Source organism: Thiomonas arsenitoxydans (assembly GCF_000253115.1).
In the GTDB taxonomy this organism is placed as follows: Bacteria; Pseudomonadota; Gammaproteobacteria; order Burkholderiales; family Burkholderiaceae_C; genus Thiomonas; species Thiomonas arsenitoxydans.
In genome coordinates, this window is the sequence record NC_014145.1 from 3,117,095 (window position 1) to 3,141,404 (window position 24,310).

General features: G+C 62.8%; 25 protein-coding genes and 1 tRNA gene. 15 read left to right on the top strand and 11 right to left on the bottom strand.

The window, feature by feature from the left end; genetic code table 11:
• Positions 1-15 precede the first annotated feature (15 nt).
• Positions 16-642, bottom strand: coding sequence for a guanylate kinase (gene gmk, locus THI_RS14725; RefSeq protein WP_013107046.1), 627 nt, complete (start codon positions 640-642; stop codon positions 16-18).
• 13 nt (positions 643-655) lie between these two features.
• On the bottom strand, positions 656-1,558 hold the full coding sequence (locus THI_RS14730; protein WP_013107047.1) for a YicC/YloC family endoribonuclease: 903 nt from the start codon (positions 1,556-1,558) through the stop codon (positions 656-658).
• A gap of 59 nt (positions 1,559-1,617) precedes the next feature.
• Here THI_RS14730 and THI_RS14735 point away from each other — a divergent pair, with 59 nt between their 5' ends.
• From THI_RS14735 to THI_RS14765, 7 genes are all read left to right on the top strand, one after another.
• A complete protein-coding gene (locus THI_RS14735; protein WP_013107048.1) occupies positions 1,618-2,697 on the top strand; it encodes a serine/threonine protein kinase in 1,080 nt (359 codons plus the stop codon).
• Positions 2,694-3,617 carry a PP2C family protein-serine/threonine phosphatase gene (locus tag THI_RS14740; protein WP_013107049.1) on the top strand — a complete coding sequence of 308 codons (924 nt, stop codon included), beginning with the start codon at positions 2,694-2,696 and terminating at the stop codon, positions 3,615-3,617. The genes THI_RS14735 and THI_RS14740 overlap by 4 nt, the downstream gene beginning before the upstream one ends.
• A gap of 23 nt (positions 3,618-3,640) precedes the next feature.
• A complete protein-coding gene (rph, locus tag THI_RS14745) occupies positions 3,641-4,372 on the top strand; it encodes a ribonuclease PH (RefSeq protein WP_013107050.1) in 732 nt (243 codons plus the stop codon).
• A gap of 2 nt (positions 4,373-4,374) precedes the next feature.
• Complete coding sequence (gene rdgB, locus THI_RS14750; protein WP_050985977.1) at positions 4,375-5,136, top strand: RdgB/HAM1 family non-canonical purine NTP pyrophosphatase; 762 nt, start codon at positions 4,375-4,377, stop codon at positions 5,134-5,136.
• The gene (gene hemW / locus THI_RS14755) at positions 5,111-6,445 is read left to right on the top strand and encodes a radical SAM family heme chaperone HemW (RefSeq protein ID WP_079668521.1); all 1,335 of its coding nucleotides are present in this window, start codon (positions 5,111-5,113) and stop codon (positions 6,443-6,445) included. Before rdgB ends, hemW begins: the two co-directional genes overlap by 26 nt.
• Positions 6,446-6,482: 37 nt before the next feature.
• Positions 6,483-6,570 (top strand) — tRNA-Ser (locus THI_RS14760).
• A 426-nt stretch (positions 6,571-6,996) separates the two neighbouring features.
• Positions 6,997-7,218: a helix-turn-helix domain-containing protein gene (locus tag THI_RS14765; protein ID WP_013107054.1), complete on the top strand. Its 222-nt coding sequence runs from the start codon at positions 6,997-6,999 to the stop codon at positions 7,216-7,218.
• A 1,105-nt stretch (positions 7,219-8,323) separates the two neighbouring features.
• Here the strand turns inward: THI_RS14765 and THI_RS14770 are convergent.
• On the bottom strand, positions 8,324-8,905 hold the full coding sequence (locus tag THI_RS14770) for a DUF4337 domain-containing protein (RefSeq protein WP_013107057.1): 582 nt from the start codon (positions 8,903-8,905) through the stop codon (positions 8,324-8,326).
• Positions 8,906-9,111: 206 nt separating this feature from the next.
• On the opposite strand from THI_RS14770, the gene THI_RS14775 reads away from it, so the two are divergent.
• Together THI_RS14775 and THI_RS14780 are read left to right on the top strand one after the other, a co-directional pair.
• Entirely contained in the window at positions 9,112-10,107 is a 996-nt protein-coding gene (locus tag THI_RS14775; protein WP_157869592.1) for a VirK/YbjX family protein, read from the top strand.
• Positions 10,108-10,315: 208 nt separating this feature from the next.
• Positions 10,316-10,834, top strand: coding sequence for an OmpA family protein (locus THI_RS14780; RefSeq protein WP_013107059.1), 519 nt, complete (start codon positions 10,316-10,318; stop codon positions 10,832-10,834).
• A 27-nt stretch (positions 10,835-10,861) separates the two neighbouring features.
• On the opposite strand, the gene THI_RS19565 is transcribed toward THI_RS14780, so the two are convergent.
• Positions 10,862-11,221 (bottom strand): hypothetical protein, encoded by a 360-nt coding sequence (locus THI_RS19565; RefSeq protein ID WP_331437119.1) that lies wholly within the window; start codon positions 11,219-11,221, stop codon positions 10,862-10,864.
• 321 nt (positions 11,222-11,542) lie between these two features.
• Here THI_RS19565 and THI_RS14790 point away from each other — a divergent pair, with 321 nt between their 5' ends.
• Both THI_RS14790 and THI_RS18960 read left to right on the top strand, forming a co-directional pair.
• Positions 11,543-11,797: a hypothetical protein gene (locus THI_RS14790; protein ID WP_013107061.1), complete on the top strand. Its 255-nt coding sequence runs from the start codon at positions 11,543-11,545 to the stop codon at positions 11,795-11,797.
• Positions 11,798-11,874: 77 nt separating this feature from the next.
• Positions 11,875-12,090, top strand: a complete 216-nt coding sequence (locus THI_RS18960; protein ID WP_013107062.1) for a hypothetical protein — start codon at positions 11,875-11,877, stop codon at positions 12,088-12,090.
• 251 nt (positions 12,091-12,341) lie between these two features.
• On the opposite strand, the gene THI_RS14795 is transcribed toward THI_RS18960, so the two are convergent.
• Complete coding sequence (locus THI_RS14795) at positions 12,342-13,580, bottom strand: tyrosine-type recombinase/integrase (protein WP_013107063.1); 1,239 nt, start codon at positions 13,578-13,580, stop codon at positions 12,342-12,344.
• Positions 13,581-14,207: 627 nt separating this feature from the next.
• Between THI_RS14795 and THI_RS18965 the strand changes: the two genes are divergently transcribed.
• A complete protein-coding gene (locus THI_RS18965; protein WP_013107065.1) occupies positions 14,208-14,357 on the top strand; it encodes a hypothetical protein in 150 nt (49 codons plus the stop codon).
• Between the two features lie 93 nt (positions 14,358-14,450).
• Here THI_RS18965 and THI_RS14800 read toward each other — a convergent pair whose 3' ends face one another.
• On the bottom strand, positions 14,451-15,809 hold the full coding sequence (locus THI_RS14800) for an ABC transporter ATP-binding protein (protein ID WP_013107066.1): 1,359 nt from the start codon (positions 15,807-15,809) through the stop codon (positions 14,451-14,453).
• Between the two features lie 100 nt (positions 15,810-15,909).
• Entirely contained in the window at positions 15,910-17,622 is a 1,713-nt protein-coding gene (locus THI_RS14805; RefSeq protein WP_013107067.1) for an ABC transporter permease, read from the bottom strand.
• Positions 17,623-17,843: 221 nt separating this feature from the next.
• Here THI_RS14805 and THI_RS14810 point away from each other — a divergent pair, with 221 nt between their 5' ends.
• Genes THI_RS14810 through THI_RS14820 form a run of 3 tightly spaced genes read left to right on the top strand, consistent with a single transcriptional unit; the run spans position 17,844 to position 19,758 of the window.
• Complete coding sequence (locus tag THI_RS14810; RefSeq protein WP_013107068.1) at positions 17,844-18,791, top strand: cation diffusion facilitator family transporter; 948 nt, start codon at positions 17,844-17,846, stop codon at positions 18,789-18,791.
• 43 nt (positions 18,792-18,834) lie between these two features.
• Entirely contained in the window at positions 18,835-19,461 is a 627-nt protein-coding gene (locus tag THI_RS14815; protein WP_013107069.1) for a YbhB/YbcL family Raf kinase inhibitor-like protein, read from the top strand.
• A 3-nt stretch (positions 19,462-19,464) separates the two neighbouring features.
• Positions 19,465-19,758, top strand: coding sequence for a hypothetical protein (locus THI_RS14820; RefSeq protein WP_013107070.1), 294 nt, complete (start codon positions 19,465-19,467; stop codon positions 19,756-19,758).
• A 33-nt stretch (positions 19,759-19,791) separates the two neighbouring features.
• Here the strand turns inward: THI_RS14820 and THI_RS14825 are convergent, their stop codons facing one another.
• From THI_RS14825 to THI_RS14840, 4 genes are read right to left on the bottom strand one after another with little or no spacing between them, the layout of a single operon-like run.
• Positions 19,792-21,291 (bottom strand): sensor histidine kinase, encoded by a 1,500-nt coding sequence (locus THI_RS14825; protein WP_013107071.1) that lies wholly within the window; start codon positions 21,289-21,291, stop codon positions 19,792-19,794.
• Positions 21,284-22,003, bottom strand: a complete 720-nt coding sequence (locus THI_RS14830) for a response regulator (RefSeq protein ID WP_013107072.1) — start codon at positions 22,001-22,003, stop codon at positions 21,284-21,286. The genes THI_RS14825 and THI_RS14830 overlap by 8 nt, the downstream gene beginning before the upstream one ends.
• A 59-nt stretch (positions 22,004-22,062) precedes the next feature.
• The gene (locus THI_RS14835; RefSeq protein ID WP_231836227.1) at positions 22,063-23,133 is read right to left on the bottom strand and encodes a mechanosensitive ion channel family protein; all 1,071 of its coding nucleotides are present in this window, start codon (positions 23,131-23,133) and stop codon (positions 22,063-22,065) included.
• Positions 23,134-23,185: 52 nt separating this feature from the next.
• Positions 23,186-24,307, bottom strand: coding sequence for a mechanosensitive ion channel family protein (locus THI_RS14840; protein ID WP_013107074.1), 1,122 nt, complete (start codon positions 24,305-24,307; stop codon positions 23,186-23,188).
• Positions 24,308-24,310: the final 3 nt, after the last annotated feature.

Sequence of the window (24,310 nt, forward strand, 5' to 3'; positions counted from 1 at the left end):
TGTCAGAGTTCCAGTTCAAAGGATGCCGAGGGCGCGAAAAACCTCGGGATGGGAAAGGCGTTGCGCGGCATAGCGTAGCCGCTGCGCGGCGACGACTTGCTTGAGATCGCGCAAGGCGTGCGTAAAGTCTTGATTAACAATTATAAAGTCGAAGTTCTTCGCCTGCGCCAACTCGATGCGGGCTTCACGCAGACGCTGCTCGATGACCTCGGGCGCGTCTTCCGCGCGGCGGGTGAGCCGTTGCCGCAGTTCCTCGAACGAGGGCGGCAGGATGAAGATGCTCACCGCATTGTCGAATTGCTTGCGCACCTGCGCCGCGCCCTGCCAGTCGATTTCGAGCAGCACGTCCATGCCGTCGGCCATGCGGCTTTCCAGCCAGCGCTTGGAGGTGCCGTAGCGGTTGCCGTGCACCTCGGCCCATTCTAGAAATTCGCCTGCGTCGATGCGGCGCTGAAATTCGGGGTTGTCGATGAAGACGTAATGCACGCCATCGACCTCGGCGCCTCGCGGCGCGCGCGTGGTGCAAGACACCGAGAGCTGAATGCCCGAGTCCTCGGCGAGCAAGGCGTTGACGAGACTGGACTTGCCCGCCCCACTGGGGGCGGCGACGACAAACAGGTTTCCGGGAAACTGGGAGGACACGTGGCAGCCTGATTTATTCGATGTTCTGCACCTGCTCGCGCATCTGCTCGATCAGGACCTTGAGTTCGAGCGCAATTTCGCTGAGTTCGAGCGCGGCGGATTTGGAGCCCAGCGTGTTGGCTTCCCGGTGCAGCTCTTGGATGAGAAAGTCCAGCCGCTTGCCCAACTCGCCGCCCTGGGCGAGCAGATCGCGCAGGGTTTGCAGGTGGGCCTGAAGGCGGTCGAGCTCTTCGGCCACGTCGATGCGAATGGCAAAACTGGCGGCTTCCTGCAGGCGACGGTCGTTGAGCGTTTCGACGCTGGTCTCGGCGCCCGTCAAAGCCGCCAGCGCTTCTTCCCAGCGGGCGGTGAACCGCGCTTGCTGGCGCTCCACGGCGAGGGGCACGATTTCGCGCGCCCGGGCAGCATGTCGACCGATCTGTTCGATGCGATCGAGCAACAGGGTGCGCAGACGGTCGCCTTCGAGCGCGCGCGCCGCGACCAGCGCGGTCAGGGCCTGCTGGATGGCCAGGCTGGCGACCTGCGCGATTTCGGCAGCGTCGGCATGATCTTCCTGCGCGCTGCCGATGAAGCGCAGCACTTCACCGACCGAGAGCGGGGCGAGGTGCGGCGCCAGGGCGCGCAAGGCGGCATCGAAGGCCAGCAGCGGCGCGGCGGCGCTGGCGTCGGGCATGGCGGGCGCGCTTTGCGGCGCTTCGAAAACCGCGCGGCAGTCGATCTTGCCGCGGCGCAGCGTCTGGGTGATGGATTGCCGCATGGCGGCTTCCGCACCCCGCAGTTCTTCGGGCAGCCGGAAGGCGATGTCGAGAAAGCGGCTGTTGACCGAGCGCAACTCGATATGGATCTTGGCTCCGCTCGAGAGTTGTGCACTATTTTGGCCGTAGCCGGTCATGCTATAAATTGACTTCAATCGCATCCCCTTTACGCGTATTTTTCCACACTCCTTTCGCCGGTAGGCTGCTAGCCTTCGTTTTCATGGCCACCTCGTCCAAATCCAAACCCGCCCCACTCGCTCCTGAATCGCAAGTGGGCGGCTACCGCATTGTGCGCAAGGTCGCCAGCGGCGGTTTCGGCGTGGTGTATCTGGCACTGAGCTCCGATGGGCAGAAAGTGGCCATCAAGGAGTACCTGCCGGCCTCGCTGGTGGAGCGGGGGCCGGGCGAGTCGAGCCCGGTGGTGCCACCCGACAAACTCGCGCTCTACCGTCTGGGCCTGAAGAGTTTTTTTGAGGAAGGCCGCTCGCTGGCGCAGATCTCGCATCCCAGCGTGGTCAGCGTGCTCAACTTTTTTCGAGAAAACGACACGGTGTATATGGTGATGAATTATCTGGAGGGCGCCTCGCTCCAGGAGTTCGTCATCACCGCAAGAGAACTCAAGCGCAAGAAGATTTTTCGCGAGTCGACCATCCGCTCGCTGTTCGATGACATCCTGCAGGGCTTGCGCGTGGTGCATCAGCACAAGATGCTGCACCTCGACATCAAGCCGGCGAACGTGTTCATCACCGATGACAACAAACCCATCCTGATCGATTTCGGCGCGGCGCGCGAAGTGCTCAACCAGCAGGACAAGCGCTTTCGCCCGATGTATACGCCGGGTTTCGCGGCCCCCGAGATGTACAAGCGCGAGGGGGCGTTCGGCCCGTGGACCGATATTTATGCCGTCGGCGCCTGCATCTACGCCTGCATGACGGGCTACCCGCCTTACGAAGCACCGCAGCGGCTGGAGAAAGACCGGCTGCAGGCCCAGCTCTCCAAGCTGCGGGGCGTGTATTCAGACAATCTGATTGAGATCGTGGAGTGGTGCATGGCGCTGGACGCCATGGCGCGTCCGCAAAGCGTGTTCAATCTGCAGCGTGAGCTGGGTGCGGAAAACGCGCGGCGCTACACCAATCTGACCATGGGCGAGAAGCTCCGGCTGCACATCGACGAATTGGTCAACGACACCAAGTCGCAAGTGCAAAAAGTGCGGGATGTCACCCGGTTTGGCGCGCCCGTCCAGGCGGTGCAAACTCCGGGGCCTGAGCAGGGCAAAGCAGCCGCGAGGGAGAAGAATTGAAGTTTTCGGTGTACCAGGTGAGCCGCCGCGGCGGTCGTGCGACCAACCAGGATCGCATGGGCTATTGCTACACGCGCGAAAGCGCCTTGTTCGCTCTGGCCGATGGTTTGGGGGGGCACCCGCGTGGCGATGTGGCGGCGCAACTGGCGCTGCAGACCATTGCCAATCTGTTCCAGCAAGAAGCGCGGCCGCGTCTGCGCGATCCGCAGGAATTTCTGCGACGCTCGATTTTTCGGGCGCATGAGCAAGTCCAGCGTTATGCGCAAGAAAACGGGTTGACCGATTCGCCGCGCACGACGGTGGTGGTCTGCGTGCTGCAAAACGGCGCTGCGCACTGGGCGCATGTGGGCGATTCGCGGCTTTATTTCATGCGTAACGGCGCCATGCTCACACGCACCCGTGATCACTCGCATGTGGAGCAGAAGCACAAAAAAGATCAGCCTAGCGGCCTCTCTTTGCTGCAACCAGACGGCCCGACGCGAAACATGCTGTTTACCTGCCTGGGATCGGGGCAGCTGCCCATGATCGAGGTGGGTTTGCCGCAAGCGATGCGGCGGGGCGACATCGTGCTGCTGTGTTCCGACGGGCTTTGGGGACAGATCCCCGAATCGGTTCTGGTGCGGCAGTTCGGCCAGCAGGTGCTCTCCGATGCGGTGCCCGAGGTGGTGGAAATGGCGCTGCGGCAAGGCGGCGCCGACTCAGACAACGTCACCGCCCTGGGCGTCGAATGGGAGGCCGATCCCGAAGAGCTGGAAACCTCTCTGCGCATTGAAACCGAGAGCATGCAAAGAGGTGGGTTCAAGTCCACCATCCAGAGCGAGCTGGCTGATCTGCAGGTCGAAGAAATGAACGACGCCGATATCGAACGGTCGATCGCTGAAATCAACGCCGCCATCCGCCAGGGTGCGGCGCGTAAATAACGTTTCCCCTACCGATTACTTCCATGCAAAACACCCCTCCTGCGAGAGAAGGTCGCGGGCTTTCGGCGCTGCGCGCGATTGCCATCGAACGTCATTTCACCCGTCATGCCGAAGGTTCCGTGCTGGTGGCTTTCGGGCATACCCGTGTGCTGTGCACCGCCTCGGTTGAAGAGCGCGTGCCGCCGCACAAGCGGGGCAGCGGGCAGGGCTGGGTCACGGCGGAATATGGCATGCTGCCCCGGGCGACGCACACGCGCGGTGAGCGCGAAGCCAAGCGCGGCAAGCAACAGGGTCGTACCGAGGAGATCCAGCGCCTCATCGGCCGATCGCTGCGCGCCGTGTTCGATTTTTCAGCCCTGGGTGAGCGGCAGATCACGCTCGACTGTGATGTGTTGCAGGCCGACGGCGGCACGCGCACCGCAGCCATCACGGGCGCCGCCGTGGCCGCGTGGGATGCCTGTCAGTGGCTCATGGCGCAGGGCCGCATCCCGCAGAACCCAATGCGTCAGTTGGTTGCCGCCGTCTCGGTTGGCCTGCTGGGCGACGATTACCGCCTCGATCTCGACTACGCCGAAGACAGCCAGTGCGATACCGATATGAACGTGGTGGGCACGGCCGACGGGGCGCTGATCGAGGTGCAGGGCACGGCCGAGGGCGCGCCGTTTTCGCGGCAGCAGCTCGACGGCATGATCGACCTGGCGCAACGCGGCATCGCCGAACTCGTCGCGCTGCAAAGACAGGCGCTGGAGATCTGACGGTGGCGGCGCCGACTTCCGCAACTTGGCGGATCGTGCTTGCGTCTGGCAATCCGGGCAAGCTCGCCGAGCTCTCGGCCTTGCTGGCGCCGCTGGGGTGCCAGGTGCAGGCCCAAGGCGAATTTCATCTGGCCGAGGCCGAAGAGCCGCATCCCACCTTTATCGAAAATGCGCTGGCCAAGGCGCGTCACGCCAGCTTTCACACCGGCCTTCCCGCACTGGCCGACGATTCGGGTCTTTGTGTGGAAGCGCTCGGTGGACTGCCGGGCGTGCGCTCGGCCCGCTTCGCGCCGCAGGTCGAGGGGCCCCGTGCCGAACAGGACGCCGCCAACAACCGTTTGCTGTTGCAGCAGATGGAGGGCCAGACCCTGCGCCTGGCGCGCTTTGTCAGCATCATGGTGGCGTTGCGCCATGCGGCCGATCCCGAGCCGCTCATCGTTCGCGGCGAACTGATCGGGCAGATCGGGCACGCGGCGCAAGGGCAAGGCGGTTTCGGCTACGACCCCTTGTTCGTGCTCGCGGATGGCCGCACCCTGGCGCAATGTGACGCGCAGGAGAAAAATCGCATCAGTCACCGCGGTCAAGCTCTGCAAACCCTGCTGCCTCTGCTGCGCACGCATTGGGGCTGGATGGCGGCGTCGTCAGAGCGCCCTCAGGGCTGGGCAATCCCCACCCCAACCCTCCCCACAAGTGGGGAGGGAGTGATCTCACCTCCCCCACGTCGTGGGGGAGGTCGGGATGGGGACGGCCCTGCGTTTCCTTGAGCATGACGTCTGGGTTTGCGTGAATCAAAAGCACATTCCAATCGTTGACCGCAGCGCCGCATCCGGCCCGGCCATCGATGCGGCGCCGCAGCGTGCAGCGCAATCGCTGCCGCACTACATGCGGCCCGGCACCTTGCAATTCAGCGCGCTGCCGCCCCTCAGTCTTTATGTGCATCTGCCGTGGTGTCTCAAACAGTGCCCCTATTGCGATTTCAATTCGCATGAGTGGCGCGCCGGTGGGTCGATTCCCGAGCAGGCCTACCTGGCTGCGCTTCGCGCCGATCTTGATGCGGCGCTGCCCCTGGTGTGGGGGCGGCGCGTCATCTCCGTCTTCATCGGAGGCGGCACGCCCAGTCTGTTCTCGCCCGAGGCTATCGACCAGTTGATCACCGACGTGCGCGCCCGGTTGCCCCTCGTCGCCGATGCCGAAATCACGCTGGAGGCCAACCCGGGCACCTTCGAACGAGATCGGTTTGCGGCGTTCGCACAGGCGGGCGTCAACCGCCTGTCCATCGGCGTGCAGAGTTTCGACGATGACCGCCTGCGCGCGCTGGGTCGCGTGCATGATGCACGCCAGGCGCACGACGCGGTGGCCGAGGCCGCGCGCCACTTCGCCAGCTTCAATCTCGATCTGATGTTCGCCCTGCCTCAGCAGGATATGGCGGGCTGCAAGGCCGACGTCCACGAGGCGCTGGCGCACCAGCCGCCGCATCTCTCGCTCTATCAGCTCACGCTCGAACCCAACACCCTGTTCGCCCGCCAGCCCCCCAAACTGCCAGACGACGACCTGGCCGCCGACATGCAGCACGCCGTGGCCGATCTGGCGGAGGCCGCCGGGCTGCAGCGCTACGAAGTGTCCGCTTACGCCGCGCCTGGGCACCGCTGTCGCCACAACCTCAATTACTGGCAATTCGGCGATTACATCGGCATCGGCGCTGGCGCCCATTCCAAGCTCACTTTTGCGCATCGCGTCGTGCGTCAGACCCGCTGGCGCCATCCCCAGCGCTACATGGAGCAGGCCGCGCAAGGCCTTGCCGTCGAAACCGAGGTCGAGGTATCGCGCAGCGACTTGCCGTTTGAATTCATGCTCAACGCCCTGCGTCTGCGCGAAGGCGTGCGCGTCGAACTTTTTGCCCAGCGCACCGGCCTGCCACCCTCTGCCATCGAAAAGCCCCTGCAAACCGCGCAAAGCAAGGCTTTGCTGGTCGATGATGCCGATGTTCTGCGCACGACCCCGCTCGGATTCGACATGCTCAACAACGCACTCGAACTGTTTCTGCCCCGATCAAGTCGCGTCGCGCCCAGATAGAATACGCGGCTTGGCCCAGCGGTAGGGCTGATCAACAGGAAGCGTGGCAGAGTGGTCGATTGCACCGGTCTTGAAAACCGGCAACGGGCAACCGTTCGTGAGTTCGAATCTCACCGCTTCCGCCAGGACATAAGCCTAAGTGATTGATTCACTTAGGATGTTTTCTTTTCTGCGTTCTCCTGTCATCAAAACCGTCATCAAAGTCGGTGTGATCCAAACGCATCAGCACGCCGCGTGCAGGCCCGATGCGCGCAGACCGGGCAGCCCACGCGCCTGCACGCCACCGCAGTCCCCCTCCTGATCTGCCCCGCATGGTTCCTGGGGGCTGGGCCGCGATCTTCCCTGTGGAGTGATTGAGCGAGTGGATGCAGATGATGAATTCAATAGAAAAGAATCATGGTCGCATGCACGACGCGATTGAGTCGGCTTACGCCGGATTTGCCTTGACTCCGAGATAAAAACTACCTCGATCAATTAAAACTGTCAACAAAACAGGCGTTTGCATGTAAACGCGAGTCATTGGACATTTCCTCGGCACAGAGGAACCCACCATGACCCAAACGCCCACGCAAACCCCGCCCGCGCAGACCCTTCTGACCGTCAAGACCGTCCAACAGTGGACCCAACTGTCGCGGACGACCATTTACCGCCTCACCGTCAGCGGCCACCTCCATCCGGTGCGAATCGGACGCGCCCTGCGATTTCGCCGAGACGAAATTGCTGCGCTGATGCAAAACGGCGTGACCACCATCGCCGACAACCTGGCGCCCTGAGCCATGTCGCGCCACCAACACCCACATGGCGCCAGCAGGGCAGGCATGGAACGCCCGGCAGCGAGTCCACCCAAGGCAGGCCAACCCCGACCCGCTTGGCCTGCCGGTGCGATCAGACCCAGAACCCGCACCGCAGCCCAGACCCCCCGGCACGCTGAGCGTGCCGACCCCTGCGGGGTCAAGTCCGCCAGCGGGGGACACTCCTCTTCGGGCTATCCCCCTCCCCCCTTCCCCGCCTGCCGATGTCCACCACGCCCGCAGGGCGTGGTCAGGCGGCGAGCGAAGCGAACGCCGGGGTCTTTGTCGGGCTGCGCAGACGATCGCAGCAGTCGGCCGATCGGCGATCCAGTCCGGCCATCGTCTCTCGTTGGCGTGCTCATCGGACGGCATGCAGTCTGTCCGCGCTTTCCGTGGCACTCCACATTCCGAAAACCGGTGTAGCAAGGGCTAACCCGCGCTTCGCTTGGGTTGCCCTTGAAGCACATGTTTCGCTGCGCTGCACATGCCCATGACCCCACCCTCCCTGGTCGCGCGGGCCGCCGCCACGGCCCGCGCGCCTCCCACCTAGCGAGCTCCGCACGCACACCATCAGCGTGCCTCTCAATCCTTCGGAACTTGCCCTGCTGGACTGTTGGCGCCGGTGCTGATTTGAGCCACGTGCCAATCAGCGACTGCGCCATGGCAAACGCGCTGCGTGGCGTCAGGCATGAACGTCTACGCGTCCCAACCGACTTACGGCAAACCCGGTGCACGGCGCAATTCGGCATCGGCATCAGCAGCCTTGAACGCTAAACAACCCGCAATAGGCGGGCGAGAAGTGGCTCCGTCTATCTGAACAGCGTGATGAGTGCAAACTCCGGACATGAAGATGGGCTGAGAGCGGTCTGGCGAAAAGGAGTTTGGGGAGTAGAAGAAATCTGTGCAGCAGACCCGCCGTACCCGTACGTCGACGTTCAAGGCCCAAGTAGGCGTAGCGGCCTTTTGAAGACAATTCCACGTCTGCAGTTGGCACAGCATTGACAGCAGACTGCGTTCACAAGGTACGCGCAATTTGCGTGCCGACGTTCGTCATTCAGTGGTTCTCAACGAAAGATGGCTCGGTGATTTACCCAGCGGCCCACCCCAATGCCATCAACCACAGACCGACACCGGCTACGGCACTGAGCAGGGCGACGCCGAACAACCATTTGCGTCCGGTCAGGGCGGTGATTGATGCCAGCGAAATCGCAATCTGCAGGAAGATCAAGCTGCGCGCCATGCCCGTGTGAGGACGGTTGAGTCGATCCGAAGTCTCATTGGCTTGTTTCGATGCCGCATCCAGCGCGTTGGCGCGTGCTTTGATCTGGGTCTTTTGCCCCTCGTATTTGGTGATCTTTGCCGCAATCCCCGTCTGTTTGTCAGCGGGCGCCAAGCTCTGCGCGAGCTCCATCAGGTGCTGTTTTGTGCTCACCGCTTGGTAGTAATTCCATTCATCAGTGGCATGCGCCTTTTTGAGCACCGCCTCGTTTTTATAGAGCAGCACTTCGTTCATCAGATGGCTGCCCTGGTAGCTGACGACGGCACCGAGCGCAGCCATCAACGCCGTAAAGATGGCGACCCATTGATTCAGCGTGTGATTCTTACTTTCAGTGAGTTGTTCAAGCGCTTCCTCGTGCGGGGCGTGGGCGTGAATACCGGATTCGCTCATCGTGACTTCCTGTAAAAAGTACAAGGATACTTTAACGCCTCCGATGTGAAGAGCCTGGATGGGGAAGGTGCGGCGTCGCCGTGTGATGGAAATGATTTATTGGCTTATTTGGGGATGCCAGTCGTTACACTTATTGCTATATGTGTTCGGCCTTGCCTCCTCGGTGCCGAGATCCCATCCGACAAACACTGAAGCAGTGCAGCAGCATGATTCCCCATTTGCGAGAAGTCGAATACCCAGAGCGGGATGCAGGTCATCCTGTAGCACAGTGGTGGAGTCGGATGCGTGGCTTGCTCGATTTGGCACACCACATCCATCGCGGTCCTCGCGTATCCATGCAGCTACGCCGTACAAAGTGGCGCGTGCGTGCCCTGCTATACGGCAGAGATTTGGCTGAAGTGCATAGGTTCATGCAGTCGACGGGTGTGCTGCGCGACATCGTGCAGGCATATCCTCGCCTTTACGAGAAGGTTTATCGGCCCTATCTGGTGTGCGGGCTGAGCCCTCGGCAACGCGCCCGTTTGATTTGCGGCCACTATCAACTGGCATGTGACTATTTGAGCGACGCGCAATTGCGCGCCATCCATCAGCATCAGGGACTGAATCTCTGCACGGTGGCGGCAGGAGCGCAGCCCTACACCACCCGGCTTCGCTATGTCGATCAATTCGAGAAAGAAGGCGAGTGGACACTGGAGTTGCTGTGCCCCCTGGGCAAACGGGTGTACTGTGCCAGCTTCAGCTTAATCGGCCAGAACTCCCATGATCTGGGTGTCGTGATCGGATGCCTACAAGGACCTAGCCTGCAGACCGAAGAGGGACGCGAACAGATCAAGCATCTGACTAAGACCTTGCACGGACTGCGTCCCAAAGCACTGATGATCATTCTCGTGCAACTGCTCGGGAGCAAGCTGGGTGTCAAGCGTCTATATGGCGTGCGCAATGCAGGGCACGCCTACCACTGCATTCTGAACAAGCGCGCGCGGGTGCAGATGGATTATGACGCGTTCTGGACGGAACTCGGCGGCGACCTTGTGCAAGGCCGCTTGGCCGAACTCCCTCTGCATCCCCACCGCCGTGCGCCCGACGAAATCAAGTCACACAAACGTAGTCAATATGCACGGCGCTATGCACTCATTGATGATCTGCAAGTACAGATTCGAGAGCAGATGGGGGCGTTGTCAAACAGCGTCGACTATCGGTGACGCGCGCATCGCCGGAATTTTAGGAGCCCGTCGACACTTGATTCTTCCGATTGGCACCTCGGACGGGCTGGTTTCCCTGGACATGCCCACAGCATTGAAACACTTTGCAAGACCTGTGGATTTGACCTGTGTTTCTGTTATTTTCAACAATTCGACGGTTCTCTTGTCGATCTACCCTTCCTATCCACCGTCCTCATTCGCCGTTGCCATGAACCACAAAACCAGCACCCTCTGCGGCCTGGCCTTGATCGCCTTGTTGGGCGGTTGTGCCAGCAAACCTCCTCTGGCACCTGTTGCAGCCGTGACCCCTGCACCGACCGCAGCTCCCGCCCAGAGCTCCAGCGCGCAAAGCGCCGTGGCCGCCGTGCAAGCTCCCGTCGTCAACACCACCGCCCCTGGCCCCGACGTGCCCAAGCAGGTGTACTTCGCTTTCAACAGCGCCGCACTCAAAGCGCAATACAAACCCGTGGTCGAGGTCAATGCCCAGTTTCTGCAAAGCCATCCGGCAGCACACCTGCAACTGCAAGGCAATTGCGATCCCCGCGGCAGCCAGGAATACAACCTCGCCCTGGGTCAATCGCGCGCCAATGCCGTGATGAAGGCCATGACCCTCCTGGGGGCCAGTCCCAACCAGATGGAAGCCATCAGTTATGGTTCCGAAAAAGCCAGTCCGGCACGCGCCGACTACGCCCATGACCGGCGCGTCGATCTCGCTTATCAGCAATAAGCCAACGCGTTTTGCAGGGTTGCCTGCCTATTTTCTGTTCACTTGGTGCTCTTGCTCCCACTTCTGAGCGACAGGTATCTTTTCCCGGGCGAGTTTGTCGATTCCGGCCAAATCTTTCCCGCGTTGTGGGCTGCCCTCAGGGGCAGTCTCATAGTCAGCAATCAGTTTGTTCGCCTCGGTCTCGCGTTTTTTCTTCACGGCCAATTCATGGCCAACGAAGCAACCACCGAGGGCGCCTAGCACTGCATGCCCCCCTGCGACGTGCCCGGCAACCGCGCCCCCTGCGGCGCCAGACAAGCAACCCACGGCATGCGCAGGTGAGGCCGAAAGGCCCAATACAGCAAGACTGCCTGCAACAAGAACTGCAGAAAGAATCCGTTTTGTCATCAATCGCCCCTGAAAATAGGTTGAAATGTGGGTAAGTCAAGCATTGCCCTGGATCGATGCGCATCTTGCCTGAGCCGTCTGCCGCACCAGGGCGAAAGTTTAATCACGCCCTGGGGCGGCACGCCGCGGCTAACAACGATGCCTTGAATGGCCGCCACAAAGCTCGCCAGAACTCTCCGCCGCCGCGCTCCTAATTTTGCTTAACCCTTTTGTCTGAACGCTGTTCCCACTCGTACCAGACAGTCCGTGTCAACCAAATCACTCCGTCCAGGGTTATCCCTCATAAGAGCACTGTCGCTCTATCACTTGGGGATCTCCTTCATGAACACTTCTCTGAACAAACTGGCCTCGATTCTTGCCCTGACCCTGGGCGTTGCGCTTGCGCAGTCCTCAGCTTTTGCTGCGGAATCCGCCGCTCCCGCAGCGGCAACTGCCCCCGCAGCAGCAGCCGTGGATCAGGCTGCAAAACCCGCCGTGAAAAAGCACGCCAAGCACACCAAGCACTACAAGCACCACGCCAAGAAGGCCGCAGCCAAAAAAGCGGCTCCGGCTGGTGAGGCTCCTGCCGCCCAGTAAACCAAACGCTGGATGGCTTGGTTCCAGGACGAATCCCGCCACAATCGGGATTCGTCCTTGTTTGATCGGGAAGATCGATGCACAAATCCGCTAAACAACACAAGATCTACCGGAACCCCAGAGGGTTTGAAATCGTTGAAATCCTCCATGTCGATGCTTCTGGACACCAGATTCCGGAGGAAAAGGCCGCAGAGAGGTTCATTGTTTACGCACCCGGCGGGAGAAAAATTGGACAATTTGCCAATTTGTCACGCGCGAGAAGCATCGCCAACACTGCGGAGAAAGCGGATTGAACAGGACACAACGATGCACCTTATGGCCACCCAAACGGCTCCACGCTGGCCGCGGTGATCTGACACATTGAGCAAGGTGCGTCGGGCGCTGTGAGGCCCGACAGGCTGGACGTTACTTTCTGCTCCCTGATCCCGCAGGAGCCCGAGATTGAACGTCTTGAAGCCACATCTGCAAACCGCCTTCTGGACGCTGCTCAAAGGCCGCGCACGCAACGCGAGATGGCGTATTTCAACCCATCGCGGACGGCATTTCAGGTGGATCGTGGACTGGACAGTGTCTGCCCCGCCTGCTCAGGGACGAGCGCGCCGGTCTCACCCGCTTGCCCGGCCCCATCCAAATAATCCCCCCACGCCTGCATCAACTCCCGACGCTTCTCGATCAAATCCCCGCGCCGGTACGCCGCCTCGACCGCATTGGTGATCGTGTGCGCCAACGCCATTTCGACGGTTTGGGACGGAAAGTGCGTGCTCTCCGCTGCCCAGTCACTGAAGCTCGACCGGAACCCATGCACCGTCAGGCCAGGGCGCATGCCGCGCAAGAGTTCCAGCATCGCCATATTGCTGATCGTGGGCTTGCGAGCCCCCCAGAACACCCAGTCCGACCCCTCCAAGCAGGGCAGGGCCTGCAGCAGTTCCACCGCCTGCCGTGACAGCGGCACACGGTGTTCCACCTGTGCCTTCATGCGCTCTGCCGGAATGACCCACAACCGGCGCTCCAGATCGATCTCCGACCACGGCGTGCCGATGACCGTGCCCGTTCTCAACGCGGTGAGGATGGTGAACTGCAGCGCCCAGGAACTCATGTTGGCGCGTTGGCGCAACTGCGCCATGAAGGCAGGCACCTCCCGCCAGTCCATCGCCTCGAAGTGCTTCACCCGGCGCTTCTTGCTGATCGTGGGCAGCAGCGCGTTCAGGTGGCCGCGCCAGGCGGCGGGGTTTTCTCCTGCACGCAAGCCCCGCGCCTTCGCTGCCGACAACACCGCCTCGATGCGTTGCCGCAGTCGCGTCGCGGTTTCATGCTTGATCTGCCAGATCGGCGTGAGCGCTGTTAGCACCTCATCCGTCCCGATCTCCGACACCGCTTTCCGGCCGAAGCGGGGAAACGCATACATGCGCAGGGTGTTGATCCACTGATCGGCGTGCTTGGGATTCTTCCAGCCCGGCTTCATGGACTCCCAGAGTTGGAGCGCCACCTCCTCGAAGGTGTCCGACGGTGTGGGGACAACCGTGGCGCTCGGTCGGAGTGCAAAGTCTTCTCCGCGCCGAATCTTGGCGCGCACCTCAGCCGCCTTGGCGAGCGCATCGGCCAGCGTCAACGCACTGACAGGCCCCAGGCTTTGCTCACTGGCCTTGCCCGCGACCATATAGCGGAACGTCCACAGCGCCGATCCCCCGCGCACCCGGAGATACAACCCCGTGGCGACCCGGTGCAGGCCGTCCACCTTCGACCACTTGCGCACCTCTTGCGCGGTAAGCTGCCCCTTGGCCATGCCTGTCTCCGCCGAGTTCGACTGTCCACAAAATTATCATCAAAATCGACAGAACTGTCATCCACTTTCAGAAACGGCGCGAAACAATGAAAGGCTGTAAAGCGTTGAAAATAAATAGAAAAAATAACTTTAAGGAACGATAAGAAACGGAGTCTATACAGACACCGCTTCCGCCAGCTCATAGAACTAATCCCCTATTTCAAAGGCGGACAGAAGGCGCCACTGCTTGCGCGATTGAAGAAAAGCTGTCGGTGCGGCATGGCATCCGGCGTGTCAGGACAGACCCGGAAAATTTCCGGGTCTAGTAGCCGGAGATTCCAGCGACCTTGCCGCCGAGAAGTACGGCTTTGGTTCGGGCAAAACCTACGAAGCAGCCAAGCGCGCCGTTGACCTCCAGGATGAACGCGTCGTCTTCCTCGCCGGGTGACTTGCCGCTGACCACAATCGGGTCGATGAGGTCGCGGTAGTCGTCGGGTTTAATGCGCGCCTCCAGCCGGCAGTTTGATGCCCGCGAATCAGGATTTGAAGCAAGGATGCTGAAAAATTCAAATTTGGAGGGAACCGATGCGAGTGTGCGTAGAGTATTTCAGCAGCCTATTGAGCAAACAGACTGGACTGGGAGTCTCTATGAAATTCAAACTTGCCCTGATCGCCGCAGCCAGCGCCGCCGGTGGCATGGTCAATCACGCGGCCAGCGCCGCGCAAGGCGCCGCTGCGGTGTCGGGCGCTATGTCTGATGCTGCCGACAAGGCCAAGGACGCTGTCAGCAAACCCTGATTATTGCCGCACGCCGTCGCGGCTTACGCAGCGGCGTATCGGCATTTCCGTCTCAGACGGCGAACTTCGGTTCGCCGTTTTTTTCGCCTCGCCTCATTCCAGATCGGCCTCGGGGTTGTCGAGGCTGAAGACTTCGGCGTTGTCGTCGTAGGCGTAAATCTCGGCGTAGCGGCCCCAGTCGATGGCGGTGTCGAGCACGCGGCGGGCTTCGTCTTCGCTGAGGTGATCTTCCAGTTCGGTGAGAAAGCGCGAGTCGGGCGCGCGGTGGTTGAAACGCTCGTCGAGCACCGTGCGGATGCGCGCCACCAGCGGCACCCGCTCGATCAGGTGGCGGGCGAAAACCTGCTTGCGCTCCTGCAAACTGCCATCGACAAAGGTGCGTCCGGCGGGCAGCAGCATGATGTCGCCATCTTCCACCTGGGCGAAGCCGAGCAATTCCACGCCTTCGATCAGCGGAAACAGGTCATCCACCGAAAAGTGCATGTCCTCGGCCAGCTCGGGCAGGCTGATGCGGGTGTTGGCATTACTCTTTTCCAGCGCGTCGAGTTCTTCGAGCAGGCCGGCAAGGGCATTGACCGAGAGCGATGGCAGCCGCAGGCCGATGCCCGGCGCCTGTTTGCGCACCGCGTCACGCCCGGTCGGGCGGGCGGTCATGGCGCCGTAAATGCCCTCGACCAGATCGCGGAACTGCTGCGATTCGCGCTCGCGCGGGTGCGGCAGGTCGATGTGCATTTCGCTGATCACCCGCCCGGGATTCGATCCGAGGATGACGATGCGGTCGGCCATGAGCACGGCTTCTTCGATGTTGTGCGACACCAGCAGAATGCCGCGGGTGGGAATCTTGCGCTCCGCCCACAGATCGAGCAGGTCGGTGCGCAGGGTCTCGGCGGTGAGCACGTCGAGCGCGGAGAACGGCTCGTCCATCAGCAGCACGTCGGGGTTGATGACCAGCGCGCGGGCGAAGCCCACGCGCTGGCGCATGCCGCCCGAAAGCTCGCGCGGATAGGCGGACTCAAACCCGTCCAGACCGATGAGGTCGATGGCGGCCAGCGCGCGGGCGCGACGTTCTGCCGGCGGCACCTTGAGCGCCTCCAGCCCCAGTTCCACGTTCTGCAGCACCGTCAGCCAGGGAAACAGCGCAAAGCTCTGAAACACCATCGCCAGCCCCGGCACCGGGCCGTCGATCGGCTTGCCGCGATGCAGCGCCGTGCCGCCTGTAGCGGAAACCAGCCCGGCCAGGGTGCGCAGCAAGGTGGACTTGCCCGAACCGGAGCGCCCCAGCAACACCAGAATTTCGCCGTCGCGCAAATCGAGATCGACGCCGTCGAGAATGACGAGTTCGCTGCCCTCGGGGGTGCGATACGACTTGCGCACATTCGCCAGATGGAAAATGGGTGTGGAAGACGCGGCGTCAGGTGCGCTGGGCAGTTCGGTGGCGTTCATGGCATTCATGCTGGGTCCTTCAGTTGCGCACGGCCGTTCCAAAGGAACCGAGGCCCCCTCGGGGGAAACGCGCGCAGCAAGTCAGGGGGGATTTCATATCAGGCGGCAATCAATCGAGCCGCACCCGCGTGGCGGCAATTTTGTAGAGGCGGTGCCAGACCAGACGATTGATGGCGATGACGTACAGCGCCATCACGCCCACGCCAAGACCCACCTTCAGCGTCTGCCCCTGCTGGGTGGCTTCGGTGATGTAGGCGCCCAGCCCGGTGGCGACCAGGGTGTGACTGCCCCAGCTCACCACTTCGGCCACGATGCTGGCGTTCCACGCGCCGCCCGAGGCGGTGAGCGCCCCGGTCACGAATCCCGGAAACACGGCAGGCAGATAGAGCTTGCGCCACAACAGCCAGCCGCGCAAACCCAGATTACGGCCGGCCTCGCGCAAGTCGCTGGGCAGGGCAGAGGCCGCGCCGATGACCGAAAACAGGACGTACCACTGGCTGCCCAGAATCATCAGCGGCGCGGTGAACACGTTGACATTGAGATGCCAGTGCACGATGGCCACCACCACCAGCGGGAACAGCAGATTGGCGGGGAAGGCGGCGAGAAATTGCGCCACCGGCTGCGCCACGGCCGCCCAGCGCGGACGCAGACCGACCCAGATGCCCACCGGCACCCAGATCAGCGCCGAAATCGCCACCAGCACGAACACCTTGAGCGCGGTGAACGCGCCCAGCAACATCACATGACCGACCTGCAGCCAGCCGAAATCTCGCGGCAGCACCAGAAACAACGCCACGATCAGGCCGAGAGTGAACAGCACCATGCTGACGACAAACACCCGGTCGCCCCACACGGAAGGCGCGCGTTGCGGCGATTTGTGCAGCGGCACCGCGGGCAACAGGCGCACGCTCATCTCCCACAGCACGGCGGGCAGCCGGGCCAGGCGCTGGGTGAGGCGGGTGCGGCGCAGAAAGTCGAGCACCACCGAGCGCGGCGCGTCCACGCTGACGGTGTTGTCCAGACGGAACTTGTCGGCCCAGGCGACGATGGGGCGAAACAGCAGAAAGTCGTAAGACAGAATCACCAAGGCCATCGCCAGAATCGCCCAACCGATGGCGCCCAGATTCTTGGCCGCGATTGCCGCGGCGATATAGGAGCCGATACCCGGCACCGACACCTGCTGCCCCGCCACGGTGAGCGCCTCGGCAGCGACGACGAAGAACCAGCCGCCAGACATGGACATCATCGCGTTCCACAGCAGGCCAGGGGCGGCGTAGGGGAGCTCAAGCTTCCAGAAGCGCTGCCAGGCGTTGAGGCGGTAAAGCGTGGCGGCCTCGGTGAGGTCGCGCGGCACGGTCTTGAGCGACTGGTACAGGCTGAAAGTCATGTTCCACGCCTGCGACGTGAACACCGCAAAAATCACCGCGAATTGCAGCCCCAGCATGCTGCCCGGAAACAGGGCGATGAAGCCGGTCACGGTGATCGACAGATAGCCCAGAATAGGCACCGACTGCAGCACGTCGAGCAGCGGCACCATGATTTTTTCGGCGTAGCGATTGTTGGCCGCGATCCAGGCGTAGATCAGGGTGAACACGGTACTGGCGGCCAGCGCGGCCAACATGCGCAGCACGGTGTAGAGCGCGTACTCGGGCAGATCCGCGGGTTTGAGCGACAACGCCACGGTCTCGCCCAGATGGAATGGCACCGCCATCTGCCGACTGGCGTGGCCGATGATGAGCAGCATGCCGATGACCAGCGGCAGCGCGATCAGATCGCGGCGGTTGGGCAGCGGCAGCGCCAGTGGACGGAAATTGAAGGCCATGGATCAGGCAGGACGATTGAGGCGGCTTGAGTCGGAGGGTGACGCGCTGTGAAATTGGCAGCAAAAACAGCCGACTAGTCTAACGAGAGACGCGTGAAATTTCGATCACGCGAGCGTCATCGACTTTACACAGAAGTATCCAGGCATTTCAGCCGCCGGTTGATCGCTCTGCGATTCCGCCCGGATCAGCCTCATTCACGCAAGCCATGCACAATAACGGCATGCAAGCCAGAACCTATCTCCGCGCCTCGCTGCTCGCCGCCATCATCGTCATCAGCCTCAAGCTGCTGGCCTGGAAGGTCACGGGCTCGGTAGGCTTTTTGTCGGACGCGATGGAGTCCATCGTCAACGTCGCCGCCGCCGCATTCGCCTTGTTCATTGTGCGCATCGCCGAGGCGCCGCCCGACGCAGACCATCCTTACGGTCATACCAAGGCGGAGTATTTCTCCAGCGGCGTCGAGGGCCTGCTCATCGGCGTGGCCGCAGCGCTCATTCTGATCGAGGCCGCCAAGCGCCTCACCCATCCGCAGCCCATCAGCGACGTGCCGCTGGGCGCGGCGATCTCGGCCGCGGCCACGGTGATCAACCTCGGTGTCGCGCTGTGGATGCTGCGCGGCGCGCGGCGCCTGCGTTCCATCGTCATCGAAGCCGACGCCCGGCACCTGCTCACCGATGTCTGGACTTCCGTGGGCGTGATCGTTGCCGTGATGCTGGTGCCGCTCACTGGCTGGCTATGGCTCGACCCGGTGATCGGCATCGTGGTGGCGCTGCACATTTTGCGCGAAGCGTTTTCGCTGGTGAAGCGCTCGGTCGATGGGCTGATGGACAAATCGATGGACGACGCCGACCTCGCGGGTTTGCAGGCCGTGCTCGACCGCTTTCGCTCCAACGACCTGCGCTTCGACCATGTGCGCACCCGCGTGGCCGGCACCCGGCGCTTCGCCTCCATGCACCTGCACATGCCGGGCGGGTGGTCGCTTCAGCGCGCGGCAGACTGCCGTTACGCCGTGGAAAAAGCGCTGATCGAGGCTTATCCTGGCATGACCGTAACCATTGAAATGCTGACCTCCGCACAGGAAAGCCTGCAGGAGGAAAATGCGCAGATGCAGGCTACGGGAACCATCAGCTATCAGGTCTGCACGCCTGGCGCCCCGCCGCAGCAGCACTGAAACCCGACCGCCCTCGTCACCACGCACCGCCCCGGAGACACTCATGCAACTCACCAGCCCCGCCTTTGCCGATGGTCAGCCGATTCCGCCGCAATATGCGTTTTGCAAACCGTCGGCGGTCGGCCATGTGGCGCTGTCGCAGAACTTCAACCCCCCGCTGGCCTGGTCGGACGTACCGCAGGGCGCGCAAAGTCTGGTGCTGGTCTGCCACGACCCCGACGTACCCAGCCGTGCCGACGACGTCAACCTCGATGGCCACACCGTACCCGCCGACCTGCCCCGGGTGGACTTCTATCACTGGCTGCTGGTGGACATTCCGATCTCGCGCAGCCACATCGCTGAAAAAGAATTCAGCCATGAAGTCACCCCGCGCGGCAAACCAGGCCCCGAGTGCTCGGGCGGCATGCGTCAGGGCGTGAACGACTACACCGCCTGGTTCGCCGGAGATCAGGACATGGCCGGTCAGTATTTCGGTTACGACGGCCCCTGCCCGCCCTGGAACGACAGCCTGCTGCACCACTACATCTTCACGCTGTACGCGCTAGATGTGGCGCGCTGCCCGGTGGACGGTGCGTTCAACGGCGCGCAACTTCGTGCGGCCCTCGCCGGGCATGTGCTGGCCCAGGCCAGCCTTACCGGCACCTACACCCTCAACCCCGCCCTGCGCTGATCCATGTCCGATACCCCAGACGCTCCGCCCCCTGCGCCCCCGCAGAAAAAAAAGGGCATGAATGTGCAGCTCAGCGGGCTGCTGGGCATCCTGCTGGGCATCGTGGTGCTGGTGGGCATTTTCAGCCTGCTGCGTGACCGCCTGGTGAACGAGCCGGTGGATGCGCCCCAGCTTCAAATGGCCAATGACAGCCCATGCATGGCCGATGGCCTCAAGGCGCTGGCCGCCAGCGGCAAACCCATCACCTACGGCCAGTTGGGCGATCTGAAAAAACAGTGCGGCGAAGATGGCGAATGATCAGTTCGGGTGCAGCGGGCGTGGAACACCGCCTTACTTCACCCGCCCGAACTGCACCTGCACCCTCAAGCCCTGAGCGGACGCGCCCCGCGGCAAATCGCTCAGCGTGATCTCGGCATCATGCTGGCGGGCGATTTCGCGCACGATGGCCAGCCCCAGCCCGCTGCCCTCGCTACCGTTGTCCAGAATGCGATAGAACGGCTCGAACACCAGCGCACGTTCCGCTTCGGGAATGCCGGGCCCGCTGTCATCCACCTGAAGCTGCACCACGGGCGAGCTGCGCGCCTCATCAGCCGTCGCGCTGCGCAGCCTCAGGGTCACGCTGCCTCCCGGCGGGGTGTAAGTGATGGCGTTGTGCAGCAGATTCTTGATGAGTTCCTGCAACAACAAGGCGTTGCCGCGCACCGGTAGCGGCAGCGGGGGGCTGTCGAACTCCAGTTCCAGTTGCTTGTCGAGCGCCAGCATGGCCAGTTCCTGCATGGCTTCTGCGGCGGGCTGGCGCAGGTCGATGGTCTCGAACACGGCACGTGCCGCACCGCCCTGATTTTCCGCGCGGGTGAGCGCCAGCAACTGGTTGACCAGCCGGGTGGTGCGCTCCACGCTGCGGCCGATCTGCCGCAGACTGGCGCGCAGATCGGCCGGGTCGGTTTCGCGCTGCGCCAGCTCGGCCTGCATGCGCAGACCGGCCAGCGGGGTCTTGATCTGATGCGCGGCATCGGCGATAAAACGCTTTTGCGTCTGCAGCGACTGTTGCAAGCGGGCGAACAGACTGTTGATCGAATCGACCAGCGGCGCGATTTCTTCCGGCGCCTCCTGTTCGTCGATCGGGCTGATGTCGTCGGCACGGCGGCGGCGGATGCGCGCCTGCAATTCGTTGAGCGGCGCGATGCCCTGCCCCAACCCGAACCACACCAGCAAAATGAAAATCGGCACCACGACGAATTGCGGTAGGATGACGCCCTGCACGATGTCGCGCGCCAGCCGGGTGCGCGCCTCCGTGCTCTGCGCCACCTGCACCAGCACGGGACCGGTCGCGCTGGCCCCGTGCTGCACTCGCGGCCAGACCCAGACCCCGGCCAATCGTGCGCTGTGCGCGCCGATCTCACTGTCACGCCAGATCACCGTCAGCGGAGCACCCGCCTGCGTGGGCGGCAAGCTCGCCGGGGCGGGCAGGCCCGCCTCGCCCGCCAGCAGCGCACCGGCCTTGCTACGCACCTGGTAGCCGAGAATGCCGCCCACTGGCGGCTGTCGCAGCGTCTGCTGCCACAGGGCCGACTGCGCCGCGCCCTGCGCGCCTTCGGTCTGCACCTGCGCGGCAAGTTGCAGCAGGGTGTGCTCCAGTGCCGCGTCGTAAGGTTTGGCGGAAATGGCCTGCGCCACCAGATAAGTGATACCGATGGACAGCGGCCACAGCAACAGCATGGGCGCGAGCATCCAGTCGAGAATTTCGCCAAACAGCGAGCGTGGATGATGCCGACGTTTGCGCCCCGCCGCCCCTTCGGTCGGCTCGCCGGAGGGCGAGATTTCAGGCATCGGCACGAGGAGGCGCGGCCGACTCGGCCGAAGTCGCGGCAACCGGGACGATTTTCTCCAGACAGTAGCCCAGACCGCGCACCGTGGCGATGCGCACCGGGCCGACTTCGATCTTTTTCCGCAGCCGGTGCACATACACCTCGATGGCGTTGGTGCTCACCTCCTCACCCCAAACGCACAGATGCTCGACGAGCTGGTCCTTGCTCACCAGCCGCCCGGCGCGCTGCAGCAGCACTTCGAGCAGGGTGAGTTCGCGCGCCGAGAGTTCCACCACATGACCGTCGAGCGTGACCACGCGGCCAGTGATGTCGTAGTGCAGCGGGCCGTGCTGGATGACGGCGCTGGCGCCGCCCATGCCCCGGCGCGACAGGGCTCGCACCCGGGCTTCGAGCTCCTGCAGCGCGAAGGGCTTGGCCATGTAGTCGTCGGCGCCGAGGTCGAGGCCGCGCACCTTGTCTTCCACACTGTCGGCCGCGGTGAGAATGAGCACCGGCACGGTGGCGCCGCGTGCGCGCAGCTTGCGCAACACCTCGAAGCCCGACAGCCGCGGCAGCCCCAGGTCGAGAATCAGCAGATCGAATTCGCTGGACTGCAGCGCGGCGTCGGCGCTGTTGCCGTCGGCCACCTGATCGACCGCATAACCCAGAGCGCGCAGAGAGCGCAACAGGCCGTCGGCCAAGACCCGGTCATCTTCGGCAATCAGAATGCGCATGCTTGTCTCCACGATGTGCCCAATGCGCTGCCGTTGCGCCCGGACGTTTCGGGAGGATTTTAGGGCGCGGCGGCGACCCGTTCCTGCAATGCGACAGGCAATGCCCCGCTCCATTGCAACTGCACCGTGCGCGTGGGAAAGGCAAACTCCGCGCCGATGCGCTCGCATTCACGCACCAGACCGAGGTTGATCGCCTGCTGGGTATCCATATAGGCGGTGTAGTCGGAGGTTTTCATCCAGTACACGACTTCAAAGTTCAGTCTGGAATCGCCGAAATCCTTGAAATGCGCGCGGTCGAAGCGGGCGTTGGGCTGCTGATCGACGATGGTTTTAACCACTGCTGGAATCTGCTCCAGGGTTTCTGCCGATGTGTCGTAGGTCACGCCGAAGGCGAAGACGATGCGCCGCTCCTGCATGAACTTGTAGTTGCGCAGCCGGGCCTTGGTGAGATCGGTGTTGGAGAACACCACGATCTCGCCGCTGATGGAACGGATGCGGGTAGTTTTCAGGCCGATGTTCTCGACCGTGCCGGAGAAGTTGTCCACGACGACGAAGTGCCCGATCTGGAAGGGCTTGTCGAGCACGATGGACAGACTGGAGAACAGGTCGCCCAGAATGTTCTGCAAGGCCAGGCCCACCGCAATGCCGCCCACGCCCAGACCGGCCAGCAGGGTGGTGACGTTAAATCCGAGGTTGTTGAGCAGTAGCAAAAAGACCAGCGACCACAGCAGCAGCCGGGCGATGAAACTCATCGCAGCCAGGCCGGTGGCGGTTTCGGGGTCGTGAGAAATGGCGCGCTCGCGCGAGACGCGAATCCAGAAATCGAGAAAGCGCGACACCCACAGCCCGGTCTGCAGAAACAGCGCCACGGCCGCCAGCCCCAACGCCCATTTGCTCACCGCCTCGGGCAGGCTGAGGCTTTGCACCGCCGGGTAAAGGCCGATGAGCGCGGCCAGCGGCAGGCGCGTGCCCTGCACCGCGTTGACCAGCGCGTCGTTCCAATGATTGCGGGTGTGCGAGGCCAGGGCGCTGATCCACGACACCAGAATCGGCTTGACCACGGAGACCAGCACCACGGCCAACAGCAGCCAGCCCAGCGCCAGCAGCCAGCTCTGCAAAGGGTTATTCAAAAAAGGAAGGGATAGCCATGCGCTCATCTCGTAGCCTTTCTCGGGAAAAAAATCAGAATGGGGGCGGTGACGAACCGGTTTGAGCAAGCTCATGCCACTGCACGCGTCGACGCGGCAAATGCCCGGGCTGGACGCGCTGCATATAGGCGATCATGCCTTCGCGAATACGGCAGCGCAGTTCCCAGGCGCGCGCCGAATTGGCCGCACTCACCAAAAAGCGCACCTGCACCGCGGTCTCGGTGGCGTCGGTCACATGCACCAGGGCCAGGCGGCCGTCCCAGTCGGGGTCGGCCGCGCATAGACGCTTGAGCTCGTCGCGCAGTTGTTCGATCGGCGTGGCGTAGTCCACCCACAGAAACACCGTGCCTAGCAGGCTGGCGCTGGAGCGCGTCCAGTTCTGGAACGGGTGTTCGATGAACCACTGCAGCGGCAGGATCAGCCGCCGTTCGTCCCAGACGCGAAACACCACATAGGTACCGGTGATCTCCTCCACCCGTCCCCATTCGCCCTCGACGATGAGCACGTCGTTGATGCGAATCGGTTCGGTCATCGCAATCTGCAGACCTGCCAGCAGATTGCTGAGCACCGGCCGCGCGGCAAAACCCACCACCAGACCGGCAATGCCCGCCGACGCCAGCAGGCTGGCGCCGATCTGCCGCACATCGGGAATGCTCATCAGCGCCACGGCCAGGCCGACGAGCAGAATAAGGAAGCTCAGCACCCGGGTGAGCACCCGGGCCCGGGTGAGCAGACCGCGCACCTCCAGATTGGAGTCGAGCAGATTGGGATCGTCGGGCAGTTGCAGGCCGCCGCGCCGCAGCACCACCAACTCGCCGCCCGACCGCACCAGGCGCATGGCCAGCCAGGTCAACGCAGCGATCAGGCTCAGGTGCAACGGCGCAATTACCCACGACCAGTTCTCCAGCCGCTGCTGCAAAAATCCCGCATCGAGACGCAATATCAGCAACAGCCAGGCCAGCCGCAGCGGATTGCGCAGGCGCAGATACAAAAACTGCCCGTTGCCTTCCGGCCCGCTGGCTTTGCGCAGCAGTCTCGCCCCCAGCATGAACACTGGCGCCGCCAGCAGGGTGAGGGCGATGGCCAGCGCGTCAGGCGGGTGGGACGATGCCCACGCCCACAGCATCGTCCAGGTCGCATTCAGGTTGTTGTGCATCGC